At 49.6% G+C, this 13,042-nt stretch carries 12 protein-coding genes; 7 read left to right on the top strand and 5 right to left on the bottom strand.

The genetic code is table 11. From position 1 onward, the window contains the following. Nucleotides 1-108: 108 nt before the first annotated feature. Nucleotides 109-1,767, bottom strand: coding sequence for an adenine deaminase (gene ade, locus ACW9SV_RS03355; RefSeq protein WP_479556508.1), 1,659 nt, complete (start codon nucleotides 1,765-1,767; stop codon nucleotides 109-111). A 110-nt stretch (nucleotides 1,768-1,877) separates the two neighbouring features. Here ade and ACW9SV_RS03350 point away from each other — a divergent pair, with 110 nt between their 5' ends. From ACW9SV_RS03350 to ACW9SV_RS03330, 5 genes are all read left to right on the top strand, one after another. Next, nucleotides 1,878-2,039: a hypothetical protein gene (locus ACW9SV_RS03350; protein WP_479555321.1), complete on the top strand. Its 162-nt coding sequence runs from the start codon at nucleotides 1,878-1,880 to the stop codon at nucleotides 2,037-2,039. A gap of 24 nt (nucleotides 2,040-2,063) precedes the next feature. Beyond that, entirely contained in the window at nucleotides 2,064-2,759 is a 696-nt protein-coding gene (gene cmk / locus ACW9SV_RS03345) for a (d)CMP kinase (RefSeq protein WP_479555320.1), read from the top strand. 20 nt (nucleotides 2,760-2,779) lie between these two features. Continuing rightward, nucleotides 2,780-3,673 (top strand): 4-hydroxy-3-methylbut-2-enyl diphosphate reductase, encoded by an 894-nt coding sequence (locus tag ACW9SV_RS03340; protein WP_479555319.1) that lies wholly within the window; start codon nucleotides 2,780-2,782, stop codon nucleotides 3,671-3,673. A 76-nt stretch (nucleotides 3,674-3,749) separates the two neighbouring features. After that, nucleotides 3,750-4,292, top strand: a complete 543-nt coding sequence (locus tag ACW9SV_RS03335) for a DUF502 domain-containing protein (protein WP_479555318.1) — start codon at nucleotides 3,750-3,752, stop codon at nucleotides 4,290-4,292. Nucleotides 4,293-4,640: 348 nt separating this feature from the next. Next, nucleotides 4,641-7,223, top strand: coding sequence for a family 20 glycosylhydrolase (locus tag ACW9SV_RS03330; protein WP_479555317.1), 2,583 nt, complete (start codon nucleotides 4,641-4,643; stop codon nucleotides 7,221-7,223). A gap of 158 nt (nucleotides 7,224-7,381) precedes the next feature. Here ACW9SV_RS03330 and ACW9SV_RS03325 read toward each other — a convergent pair whose 3' ends face one another. The 4 genes from ACW9SV_RS03325 to kaiC all read right to left on the bottom strand — a co-directional run bounded on the left by ACW9SV_RS03325 (nucleotide 7,382) and on the right by kaiC (nucleotide 10,025). Next, nucleotides 7,382-7,753: a hypothetical protein gene (locus ACW9SV_RS03325; protein WP_479555316.1), complete on the bottom strand. Its 372-nt coding sequence runs from the start codon at nucleotides 7,751-7,753 to the stop codon at nucleotides 7,382-7,384. 140 nt (nucleotides 7,754-7,893) lie between these two features. Continuing rightward, nucleotides 7,894-8,142: a hypothetical protein gene (locus tag ACW9SV_RS03320; RefSeq protein WP_479555315.1), complete on the bottom strand. Its 249-nt coding sequence runs from the start codon at nucleotides 8,140-8,142 to the stop codon at nucleotides 7,894-7,896. 74 nt (nucleotides 8,143-8,216) lie between these two features. Next, nucleotides 8,217-8,507: a circadian clock KaiB family protein gene (locus tag ACW9SV_RS03315; protein ID WP_479555314.1), complete on the bottom strand. Its 291-nt coding sequence runs from the start codon at nucleotides 8,505-8,507 to the stop codon at nucleotides 8,217-8,219. Between the two features lie 66 nt (nucleotides 8,508-8,573). After that, entirely contained in the window at nucleotides 8,574-10,025 is a 1,452-nt protein-coding gene (kaiC, locus tag ACW9SV_RS03310; protein ID WP_479555313.1) for a circadian clock protein KaiC, read from the bottom strand. Nucleotides 10,026-10,434: 409 nt separating this feature from the next. On the opposite strand from kaiC, the gene ACW9SV_RS03305 reads away from it, so the two are divergent. Continuing rightward, nucleotides 10,435-11,247: an alpha/beta hydrolase gene (locus ACW9SV_RS03305; protein WP_479555312.1), complete on the top strand. Its 813-nt coding sequence runs from the start codon at nucleotides 10,435-10,437 to the stop codon at nucleotides 11,245-11,247. 579 nt (nucleotides 11,248-11,826) lie between these two features. After that, nucleotides 11,827-13,035, top strand: coding sequence for a PQQ-dependent sugar dehydrogenase (locus ACW9SV_RS03300; RefSeq protein ID WP_479555311.1), 1,209 nt, complete (start codon nucleotides 11,827-11,829; stop codon nucleotides 13,033-13,035). The last annotated feature ends 7 nt before the right edge of the window (nucleotides 13,036-13,042 follow it).

Here is a 13,042-nt window from a genome sequence, read left to right as displayed (position 1 = left end):
CACTCGGAAAGGGGATAAAACCCGATTAACAAAGAGGCACTTTTACTTAGATTTCATTCCAAATAGAAGGCTGTGCCGGTAAGGCTCCCCCTGAAATCAGTGGCGGTGCTATTTTCCTTCCAGGGTAGCGCAGGTCACGTCCACAAACTGGAAGTGCTGGCCGTCAAACAAACCTTTGTCGCTCAGTTTAAGGGCCGGAATCACCAAAAGGGCCATAAACGACAGCGTCATGAAAGGCGAGGTAAGGGTGCAGCCCATGTGCTTGGCGGCAAGGTCCAGTTTGGCGTACTGCTGGGCTACCCAATACCCATCCTCAGGAGACATGATGCCGGCTACCGGTAAAGGTAACACCTCTTCCCGCTCCCCGTTTACCGCCGAGATGCCGCCCTTGGCCTCAATCAACAGGTTCACAGCACGGCACAGGCTTTCATCGTCTACCCCTACGGCAATGATGTTGTGCGAGTCATGCCCTACGCTGGAAGCAATGGCGCCGCTTTTCAGCCCGAAGTTGGTGATGAAGGCTAGGGCAGGGGCGGTGTTCTGGTACCGGTTGACCACCGTCATTTTCAGGACATCTTGGGCCAGGTCGCTCACAATATTGCCGTTTTCAATTTTCGGGTCCAGAAACAGCATGCCCGTGACCAGTTGGCCGTTGTACGGTTCAATGACCCTGATCTTCACCGCATCCTGCGCCGGGAACACGAACTGGTCTACCATTTTGGGTTCTGCGTGGAAGTTATTGATGATCTCGCTAGGGGTGAACTCAATCTTACTCTGGCCATTTTCGGCTACCAACTTTCCATTGATGTAGGTTCTGAGCACGTTGAACTGCTCCGGGTTGTCTATGATAATAAAGTCGGCGGGGTCTTTTTCCTGCAATAGGCCCACCTCCAGTTTGTAGTGGTGCACCGGGTTCACGCAGGCGGCCTGAAGCACGTGGAACAACTCATGGCCTTTGGCTAGGGTGCGTTTCACCAGTTCGTTTATGTGGCCTTCCACCAAGTTGTCGGGGTGCTTGTCATCGGAGCAGAACATGATCTTGTCGGGGTAGTCGGCGATCAGTTCAATCAATGCCTCAAAGTTCTTGGCGGCGCTGCCTTCCCGGATAAGGATTTTCATGCCGGCAGCCAGTTTGTCTTTGGCTTCCTCAGCGGTAAAGCACTCGTGGTCGGTGGTCATGCCCGCAGCGGCGTAAGCTTGGGCTTCTTCGCCGCGAAGGCCGGGGGCATGGCCGTCTACCTGTTTGTCAAACTTTTGGGCCAGCGTGATTTTCTGCATCACCAGGTCATCGCCGTTCAAGACGCCTGGCCAGTTCATCATCTCGGCCAAGTATTTCACCTCAGGCCGCTGAAATAGCTCCTCAATGTCCTCGGGGGTGATCTCGGCCCCGGCCGTTTCAAACGGGGTGGCGGGTACGCAGGAGGGAGCCCCAAAGAAAAACTTAAACGGTACTTTCTTCCCATTCTCCAGCATGTACTCCACGCCTTTCAGACCAAGAACGTTGCCAATCTCATGCGGGTCTGAGACGGTGGCCACGGTGCCGTGGGGCACGGCCAGTCGGGCGAACTCAGAGGGCACCAGCATAGAACTCTCCACGTGCACGTGCGCGTCAATGAACCCTGGTAGTAGGTAATGGGTTTCTGTCACAGGCTCGCGCACGATGCGGGCAATCTGGCCATCCATGATCTCCAGGGTGCCTTGGTAGATTTCCTGGTGCAGCACATCAATGATGTTGCCGCTCAATTTGTAGAATCTGGATGTAGCCATGGTATGTTTTTGAGGAGTTTGCAGAAAATTGATCCGGAAACGGGCGGGCCCGTAAAAACCGTAGTGGTTCCGGCAGATTACGTATATCTTTGCAGTCAAAGTTAATGGTTTTGAGAAAGATTTTTTCCCTAGGGTTGCTGTGGTGCTTGCTGCTGGGTGCGGTAAGCCCGGCCTGTACGCGCAAGTCTACCTCCTTGAGCAAGAAAACCAAGAGTTTCCAGCGCCATCAGCGCTCGGGCAAAGGAATACCCTGCCCCACCAAAGACTGCTAATTTTATTTACCCTAAGGCACTGGTATGAAGAAGATTGTTGTAGCCCTGGATGGGCACTCTTCGTGCGGTAAAAGCACTACCGCCAAGCAAGTGGCACAAGAACTAGGCTACGCGTACATAGACACCGGCGCCATGTACCGGGCCGTTACCCTTTACTTTTTAGAGCATTACGTAGACCTCACCAACCCCAAGAAGGTGCAGGAAGCGTTGAACAACATTGAGGTGACCTTCCATCGGAACCCCAAAACCGGCCGCAATGAGGTGTTCCTGAACGGCCTGAACGTGGAAGACGAGATCCGGAAGATGTATATCTCAGACAAGGTGAGCGAAGTAAGCGTGCTGCCCGCCGTGCGCCATGCCATGGTGGCCGAGCAGAAGAAAATGGGCAAGCGCCGCGGCGTGGTAATGGATGGCCGTGACATTGGAACTGCCGTTTTCCCCGATGCCGAGGTGAAGGTGTTTATGACCGCCGACGTGGAGATCAGGGCCCGCCGTCGCCAGCAGGAACTGTTTGAGAAAAAGCAGATGGTGCCCTTTGATGAGATTGTAGAGAACCTGAAAAAACGCGATTTTATTGACTCTACCCGCGCTGAGAGCCCGCTCAAGAGGGCCGAAGATGCGCATCTGCTGGATACTTCCTATATTACCATAGATGAGCAGGTAGACTTTGTGCTGGATTTGGTGGCCTCCGCGTTGCTGCAAAAAGAACTTGCCCAGTAAACAGATTGTTACCTTAGTATATGAACGTAACCATAGACAAGAATTCGGGCTACTGTTTTGGGGTAGAATTCGCCATTCAGATGGCCGAAGATGAATTAGAGGAAGTATCTGAGTTGTACTGCCTGGGTGACATTGTGCACAACAGCATGGAAGTGCAACGTTTATATAATAAGGGCCTGCGCATCATTGACCGTGAGCAGTTGGAAGAACTCCGGGACTGCAAGGTGCTCATTAGAGCGCACGGCGAACCGCCAGAAACCTACCAGACGGCCCTGCGCAACAACCTGGAGCTTATTGATGCCTCTTGTCCGGTGGTGCTGAAACTGCAGAACCGCGTAAAGCATGCCTACGACTCTGTGAAAGCGCACAACGGCCAGATTGTGTTGTACGGCCAGCAGGGACACGCCGAAGTGATCGGGTTGGCTGGCCAGACCGGCAACGAAGCCATCGTGATCACGACCGAGGAGGATTTAGATAAATTGGATTATACGCGTCCTATCACCCTCTTTAGCCAGACCACCAAAAGCACCAAAGGATTCTATCGGATGAAAGAACTGATAGAAGAACGGGTAGCGGCGGTGAAGGCCAATGGCATTGAGGTTTTTGACCTGGATGCAAATGACAGCATTTGCCGTCAGGTGTCTAACCGTGAGCCGCAGCTAGACAAGTTTGCCCAAAATCATGACGTGGTGGTGTTTGTGAGCGGCAAAAAGAGCTCTAACGGCAAAGCCTTATATGCGGTTTGCCAGCGGGTAAACCCCAGAAGCTACTTTGTGGAGAACGCCGAGGAACTGGACATGGAGTGGTTTAAAGACGCCAATTCTGTAGGGATCTGCGGAGCTACCTCCACCCCAATGTGGCTCATGCAGCAAGTAGCCGATGCCATTCAGGCGCAACACCCGGTAACTGCATAATTCTTAGAACAAAATATTAGAGACTCAGTATATTTGAAAGCCCCGGAGACGGGGCTTTTTTACTATCTTCCTGTGTATGAAACGAATTTTACGCTATTTCCTGAACGGTTTCCTGATTGTAGCTCCTATCTCCTTAACCATCTACATCATACTGGCCGTCATCAATTGGTTAGATGATCTGTTTTGGTTGAACTATCCCGGGTTGGGTTTACTGCTCATCGTCCTGCTGGTCACGTTGGTAGGGTATATTGGCTCTTCTTTCCTGGTGAAACCTTTCTTTGTGCTCACGGAGCGCATTATGAGCCGTTTGCCGCTGGTGAACATGATTTACTCCTCGCTTAAAGACCTCTTCGATGCGTTTGTGGGCGAGAACCAGAAATTCAATCAGCCGGTGCTGGTGAAGATGACCCAGTACAATGACACCTACAAACTGGGCTTCGTGACGCAGCTTTCCATGGATGCGGTTAACTTGTCAGATAAGGTGGCAGTTTACTTTCCGCACTCCTACAACTTTTCGGGCGAGCTCTTTTTAGTGGCTCGTGAAAACGTAACGTACCTTGAAATTCCTAGCAGTGAGGTCATGAAATTTGTGGTGTCGGGCGGTGTTTCCAAATTGTAGATAGAGGATTTAGTGGAGCTACAAAAGCTATTCGCCATCAAAATACCTAAGTGCCAATGAATAATACTAGCATCCTTTTGTCTTAGTAGTTTGCTCCAAAGAATGGTTAGCCGTTTTGCCCGTGATTTTGTGAAATCACGGGCAAAACGGCTTTTTTTATAGTTCTTTTCTTCCGTAAGAGATAGTATTGGAACAGCATGTTCGTTAAATCAGAATAAACGCACCCAAAAACAAGAATTTCCTTGGGTTGTGATATATTTAACCTTCCAAGAACAAGGTCTAAAATGCCGTTGTTCTTGACTTCTTTTTCGTTGCGCTTTTCATTGTTCTTATAACAGACGCCCCTAGATGAAACACCTCCTTGTCCTTTCCATGAGCCTGCTGTCTATTTGCTCCTCCGGGCAAAATCAACCGAATGCTTCCCAAACCGCTTCGCCGCAGATAGCCGCCAGCAAAGCCACCACAAACCAGGTGAGTTTGACCTGGGAAGTCATAGAGGAGAAGCACCAAGGGAAAAACCAGACGCTTTCGGCACTGACGTTCAAGAATACCGGGAAGGAAGCGTTGCCGGCCTCGGGCTGGAGTCTGTACTTTCACTGCTCGCCTTCCTTCAAACCAAGAGAAACCAATGCAGGAGTAAACGTGGAGCCTATCAACGGGGACTTGCTCCGGATGGTGCCCACAGCCAACTTCAAAGAACTTGCTCCCGGCGCTACGGCTCGGGTGGAGTTTGTGGCGGCCGGGCAAATTGTGAACGTGTCCAGAGCGCCCAGAGGCTTTTACCTGGTGTGGGACAAAGACAAAACCCAAGGCTTCACCGTCGAGAACTATAACATCATTAAACCTACGCACAACGCAATTGGCTGGGTAGAACCCAAAGACATCTACCAGCAGAACAGCAGCATCAAAGACATTCCGGCCGAGACCTTGACGAAGGTTTTCCCTACTCCGGCACAGTACAAAGAAACGGGCAAAGGCTTTACCCTGACGGGCACCGTTCCCGTGGTGGCCCCGGCTGCTTTCCAGAACGAGGCTTCTCTATTATCAGCGCATCTGGGTACCATCTTCGGGCAGAAGCCTGAGGTGAAATCCTCAGGCACCGGCAAAGCCATCCGCCTGCAGAAGAAAGAAGGGTTAGGACCTGAGGGGTATGAATTAACAGTAACCCCACAGGAGATCGTAATCTCGGCCACCACGCCAGTGGGTGCTTTCTATGGTACGCAGTCTTTGAAAACCATGGTGCCGCCATCGGCCTTGGCGAAGAAACAAACCTCGGTGGAGCTAGCGGGTGTGCAGGTGAAAGACGAGCCCCGGTTTGGGCACCGTGCGTTCATGCTGGATGTGGCTCGTAATTTCCACCAGAAACAGGAAGTGCTGAAACTGCTGGATCTGATGGCACTGTACAAGCTGAACGTGTTCCATTTCCACCTGAACGATGACGAGGGTTGGCGCATTGAGATTCCCGGCTTGCCGGAACTCACCCAAGTGGGCGGTCGCCGTGGACACACCCTGGACGAGAAAAATTTCCTGCAACCGTCTTACGCCTCCGGCCCTGACGTGAACAACACCACCGGTAGCGGTTACTACACCCGGGCAGATTTCGTGGAGATTCTTAAGTACGCCCGAGACCGCCACATTAAGGTTATTCCGGAGGTGGAAACGCCCGGCCACGCCCGCGCGGCCATCAAATCCATGGATGCCCGCTACGAGCGGCTCATGAAGGAAGGCAAGAAAGCCGAGGCTGAGCAATACCTGCTCCGCGATTTGAACGATAAATCGGTGTACCGCTCGGTGCAGTATTTTAACGACAACGTCATCAATGTGGCGCTGCCGTCTACCTACAATTTCCTGGAGAAAGTGACCGATGAGTTGCTGGCCATGTACAAAGAAGCCGGAGCGCCAATACAGACCATCCATTTCGGGGGTGACGAGGTGCCCAACGGTGTATGGGAAAAGTCGCCGGTAGTGCAGAACCTGATGGCCTCTAACACCAACGTGAAAACCATTGATGATCTGTGGTATTACTACTTCGGGAAACTTAATGATATGCTGAAGGCCCGCAACCTGTACCTATCAGGTTGGGAGGAAGTAGGTTTGCGCAAGATCAGAACCAACGGTCGGTTGAGTTACGCCGCCAACCCCGAGTATGTGAAGGACAACGTGCATGTGGATGTCTGGAACAACCTGGGCGCCAACCTGGATTTGCCCTACCGCATGGCCAACGCCGGCTATAAAGTGGTGCTCACCAACGTGTCGCACTTTTACATGGACTTGGCCTACCAGAAAGCCTACGAGGAAGACGGCCTGTACTGGGGCGGCTACACCGATGTGGACAAAGCGTTCTACTTCATCCCCTTCGATTACATGAAGAGCATCAAGGTGAACGAGGAAAACAAACCGCTTACTTCCACCGCCATGTTCGCCGGAAAAGAACAACTGAAACCCGAAGCCCGGGCCAACATTGTAGGCTTGCAGGCACCGCTCTGGAGCGAGACCATCTTGTCGCCTGAGCGCCTGGAGTACATGATCTTGCCGAAGATCCTGGGCTTAGCCGAACGTGCCTGGGCACCAGATCCATCCTGGGCCTCAAGTCCAGAGTCAGCGCAGAGCAAAGCAGCCTATCAGCAGGATTGGTCTGAATTTACGAACATTCTGGGCAAACGCGAACTGCCGCGCTTGAGCTACTACGCCGGTGGGTTTAATTACCGCATCCCTACCGTGGGTGCCACGGTTCAGAACGGCAAAGTGGTCGCCAACGTGCAAATGCCCGGCTTTACCATCCGGTACACCACCGATGGAACCACGCCTACCGCTAAAAGCAAAATCTATTCTGGGCCCATTTCAGAAAAAGGCACAGTAAAGTTGGCTGTCTTTGATGTAGCCGGGCGGTCTAGTAGGGTTACCACAGTAGAGAATGGCCAGGGAATGTAGGAGCAGAGAAATTTAGATAAGCATCAAAAGCCCGAAGCGTTTCAAAGCTGATTTTTCAATATCAGCTTTGAAACGCTTCGGGCTTTGTAAATAAGTTGATGATGTGTGCGTTGCGTCAGAAAAGGTACTGGGTTGAGGATCTTTAAGCTTTTGAAAGGTTAGTTATTATCTGACTTCTCTACTGCTTTTTCCGCCTTTTTTGCTTGTTTATCAGCGTTGGCTCTGTTTCTCTGCGCTTTGGCCTCCATTCTGGCAGCTTGCTTCGCCTCTCTGGCGGCGTCTGATGCTTCATTCTCAATCCGGTTGGCTTCCTTCGCGTTGGCCTTGGCAACTTTAGCGTCAGACTGGGCTGATTTCTTTTGCGCCGCCAAATCGTTCAGGCGCTTTTTATCGCCTTGGGCTTTGTCTCTGATTGAGTCTTGTTCTAGTCTTTTCTCCTGCTCGTTTTGTGTGCTTTGCGCAAAAGCTTGGGTGGTACAAAAAGTAAGCACACCCATTAAAAAGGTAAATAATAAGGTCTTGGTTTTCATGTGTTTAGCGTAAGTGAGCTGTCTTAAGCTATACGCAGAAAAGTAGAAAACAAATGGATATATTAGTATATAAATACACCTATTTACTAATCAAGTAAAAACAACCAGAACATTGCCTCTAAATCGTGTCGTTTCCTCGGTTATCCTACAAATCCCTCTTGTTTGAAAAGTTGTTTTGCTTCTAGTAGACTGTTGAGCTTTTCATACATAGTTTCCATTTCTCCTTCTTCGTCAAAATAGTACTCCAAGACCTGGGTTCTATCTCCTTTTACAAGTTCAATTTCCAGGACACCGGCTGCTTTTGTAACATCTAGCGTAATTGACACCACAAAATCTGTGTTCAGGATCATCTCCTGGATACTTCCTATAGCTGGGATTTTAATAAACATAAACCTTTGGGTATAAGTAAAGTGCGATTATCACAAAGAAGTCTGAGTTGTTTCTAAGTACTCAGGATTAATCCTTATTTCTGTAAATGGTCTACGTTGGCTATTCCTAGACCAGCTAATACCCGTGTTTGAACCGTTAATGCACCAATCAAACGCACCTCTGGTTGAGGCCATTTTCTAATCAAAGTAGGAATTGCTAAAATGCCAGCTTCTTCAGCTTTGTCTGGCTGTTCCTGAATGTCAATAATCTCAAGTTGATAGTCACCCGGAAAATATCTTTTGAGGATAGCATTTAAGTTTTCTTCAGCGCCTACAGAAGTAGTGCTGTTTCTATTTATAAAGAGCTGTATCCAGTAATTTGTCATTAATTTTTATTCTAGGTGCTTCGCGTTTTGTCTTTCATCTATTCCCATTGTTCCTCAGGGTTTTTGCTAAGCCACTATAGGAGTGTTTGAAAGCAGGCCGCTTATTCCTGTGATGGGTGCGCCAATCCGCATTCCTTCTTCATCAATTAAGATTCTGCGAATAGAGGCGTCATGTTTGGAGCCGCGCATTTTCAGTACCGTGATACTCCTTTGCATCTCGCCGGTCAGTTCCACATACCGCAGCAGAATGATAGTGTCTGTAATGGTGGCGATGTCTCCTTCAGTGATAGAGGCGCCACCGGTAAGCATGTGCGTAGTGGCGGAGAACATGCAGGTGATTTCCTTATGTTTCAAAAAATTGGTGAGCGCTACCACAAATTCCTGAAACCCTCTTTCGGAGGGGTTGCGGGTTAAAGCAGAGATACTGTCTATGGCGATGCGTTCGGGTTTGAATTCGTTGACGAGGTCTTGGATGTTGATGAGATGATCCTCCAGCGAGCGAACCTCGGGGTAGTGGGATACTACTTTGAGTAGACCATCTGCTTCTAACTGCTCCAGATCCTGGCCCCAGCCTTTAGCATTCCGGAAGATCTGTTCGCGGCTCTCTTCAAACGCCAGTAGCAGGCAACGTTCCTTCTTCTCTTTGGCGCCATTCATGAAATTAGCGGCCAAAAGCGTTTTGCCAGCACCCGTGGCCCCAGAAACCAGCACAATAGATCCTTTAAAAAAACCACCGCCGCACATTTCATCTAATTCTTCAACTCCCGAAGAAATGCGTTGATTAGAGGAATGCTGGGTCAATTTCATGGCAGAAATAGGCACAATTACTATCGCTTTCATGGGCACAATGGTAAAAGGGTTTTCACCTTTCACGTGGTTGCTGCCCCTGAACTTAAGTATTTCAATGGTGCGGCGACGCCTTTCATTGGTAAGCACGTTGCGCAAGATCATGACGTTATCCGTCAGGAATTCTTCCACCCCGTATCGTGAAATGGCCCCGTACTCTTCTGTGCGCTCAGTGGTGATAATGGCCGTAGCTTTCATTCGCCTCAGCGTCATGGACACCTTGGACATTTCCTGCCGGATAATATTATGCTCAGGAAAGTGGGTGAAAATGCTGCCAATAGAATCAATGACTACCCGGTAGGCGCTGTTTTTGGTGATAGCCCTCTCCAGCCGAATCCTGAAAGCGCTTAAGTCGAATTCGCCAACTGTAATGACATCTTCTTCTTTAGCAGAAGCATCTATAAACGTCCATTTACCTTCCGCCTCCCATTGGTCTATGTCCCAACCAAAGCTTTTTAGGTCGTTCCTGATATCTTCTACCTGCTCTTCAAAGGTGACAAATACTCCATTTTGATTGTATAAGAGAATACCCATGGCCAGGAATTGAGCACCAAACAAGGTTTTGGCACTTCCAGAACTACCGGCTAAAAGAGTAGTTCGGCCAATTGGCAAGCCACCCTCTGAAATGAGGTCAAAAGCGGCAATGCCTGTTTTTAATTTGGGAATTCCCATAGGTATAATAACTAAATGGTGAAGGCAGGACACTAAGGACCAGACCTGTTAAGATGAAAGGCTAATTGATTTCCAGTACTAGAAAAAAGAAGCAGTGGGGAACGTCAAGAAAGAGGCAAAAGGATTAAGGGCCTCTCTGAAGATTGGTGTTTAGTAAAGGTAGTGTTTTAATAACTGGTAATTTTAAGTATTCTTTGTTTAGTCAAATTTGTGCAGAATGGAAGGCGACCCCAGATGAGTTAGGGATAGGCAAATAATGAATTTCTATGAACCGGCGAAGAAGATGTTTTAGGTCTGTTTTCAGGTAGGTAGACCAAAGGTGCCTTTGGGTAACTGTGAACGGAAAGTACCAAAAAGTATATTTTTCTTTAATTGCGCCGTAATACTTTAGAAAAGCTGTTGCGCCTGTATGCCTTACATCCAGATAAGATCCTCTAAACTGCATTACCGCATTATGGGCAACGGGCCCCGGGCATTGCTGGCGTTTCATGGGTACGGACAGGAAAGCCATTACTATGACACCATGGCCCGCACGCTGCAGCCAGAATACACGGTGTTTGCGGTAGACCTGTTTTTCCACGGCAAAAGCACCTTGAGCAAAGCAGACCAGCCGCTTTCTAAGAAAAAGCTTCAGGTGTTTATTCAGGAGTTGCTGGAGAAGGAGGGGATTGGCCGGTTCTCGGTGATGGCGTTCAGTATGGGTGGTAAATTCGCCCTTACGGTGCTGGAGAAGTTTCATGACCGCATGCAGGAATTGTACCTGATTGCGCCAGACGGCATCAAAACGCATTTGCTCTACAGCCTGGCAACGTACCCGGGTTGGCTGCAGGGGCTCTTTAAACGGATTGTGTTGCGGCCCACCCGGTTCTTCAGAACCCTGAGCTGGTTGGAGCAGAAGCGCTGGGTAGATCCGGGCCTAGTGAAGTTTGCCAACTGGCAGATGGACTCGCCCCAGAAACGCCTCCGTGTGTACCGCAGCTGGACGGGATTCAGCAACCTAACTTTTGATACCCGTAAAATAGTGAAGCTTCTGAATCAGAGCAACATTGAAGTGAACGTGTTTCTGGGAAAGTACGACCAGATCATCTCACAGAAGCGGCTGCAAGTGTTCCTGAACGCCCTCAAAAGGCACAACCTGGTGGTGCTGCAGACAGGGCATACCAACCTGCTGTACACCGTGGCTACGTGGCTACGGAATCATCGCTCAAAGACAGCCAAGTAAGTTTTCTTGCGTATACGCCCTTAGCAAAAGCTTTTCAAAGCTATCACCTTCAGATGCTAACAGTTGATGCACCTTGGAGATGCTGATTTTTGATAAAAGGGAGCAGGGGCGCCAAACAGGAAAGCTATGTTTTCCTGTTCCTTTTCCAAAAAAGGCTATTTCTTAAGAGTGCAGGGAGTGTTTTAGCAATATGATTCCTTTGGATAATCTGTTTAGATAGAAGATGCCCCACAGTGCGTTGAGCGGAAGGCCGAGGTACTCGTAATGAAAAAAGGAAAAGAGCATTAACTGGAAGAATAACGTATGCGCAAGAATTTTGATGATGATTATGAATTTAAGGGTATTCACAGAGTAATATAAACTTATTTAGATTTGTATAGTAGTATTTAAAATGTATTTTGAAGAAGAGATACACGGCTGCAAATCTATAAGATGGGTAGAAACTCACATTACTTTGTTTAAACAGATTTTTATAAACATTAAATTTAGTTAATATTGTGCTATTCTATATTACGTAAGTTTAACTTGCTAATTGGAACATTTGAATATTGCTGCAACTGAACCACCTATCTTAAAACTATGAAACAACACGCAATACTAAAATGGAGCACCTGTCTGCTGGCGTTATTCCTTCAGGTAAGCTGCTCTTCCAACTCAGGGAAGCCTGATGCAAACGAAGAAGGCGAAAGAACCTCCACGGCTGCCCAGGATACCGCCTCCGAGAACGTGACTGAGCAGCCTGCCGCCGATGCAGACCTGGCCAAAATCTCGTTGCCAGATGGTTTCCAGATCAGCTACTACGCCCGTAATGTGGTGAATGCCCGGTCTATGGCGTTGGGGCCAGACGGAACGCTCTACGTAGGTTCCCGCGACAAAGGCAGCGTGTACGCCATCCCAGACAGAAACAAAGACGGCAAAGCCGATGAGGTGATTACCATTGCTTCTGGGTTACACATGCCCAACGGGGTAGCGCTGCGCAATGGCGCCTTGTACGTAGCCGAGATCAGCCGCATCACCCGCTATGACAACATCGCCGAGAACCTGAAGAACCCACCCAAGCCTGCGGTGGTCTATGACAAGTTCCCTACCGAAGAGCACCACGGCTGGAAGTACATCGCCTTCGGGCCAGATGACAAGCTGTACGTGCCAGTGGGCGCGCCCTGCAACATCTGCCTTAGAAAGGAGCCGGTGTATGCCGCCATTAACCGCATGAACCCAGACGGCTCAGGCCTGGAGGTGTTTGCCAACGGCGTGCGTAACACCGTAGGCTTTGACTGGCACCCAACTACTAAAGAATTGTGGTTTACAGACAACGGTCGTGACCTTATGGGTGACAATATGCCCCCTGATGAACTGAACCGCGCCCCTAGAAAAGGCATGCACTTTGGGTATCCGTTCTGCCACGCCGGTGAGACCTTAGACCCAGAGTTCGGTAAAGGCAAAGACTGCGGCAGTTATACCGCTCCGGTGCAAAAGCTGAATCCGCACGGCGGTACCTTGGGTATGGAGTTCTATACCGGGGCTATGTTCCCAGAAACCTACAAAAACCAGATCTTCATTGCTGAGCACGGTTCCTGGAACCGCACCGAGAAGATTGGGTACCGGGTAAGCCTCTACCGCACCGATGCGCAAGGCAAAGGTAGTTTTGTACCGTTTGCGGCCGGATGGTTGCAGGACGGGAAGGAGTGGGGCCGCCCCGTAGACGTAGAAATGATGCCAGACGGCTCCATGCTGGTTTCTGATGATATGAACGATGCCATTTACCGCATCACTTACACTGGGATTTAACCTGTCT

It is taken from the genome of Rufibacter sp. JT20002 (assembly GCF_056491185.1).
The sequence above is the reverse complement of the archived record's forward strand: the minus strand, read 5'-3'. Positions and strand labels throughout refer to the sequence as shown.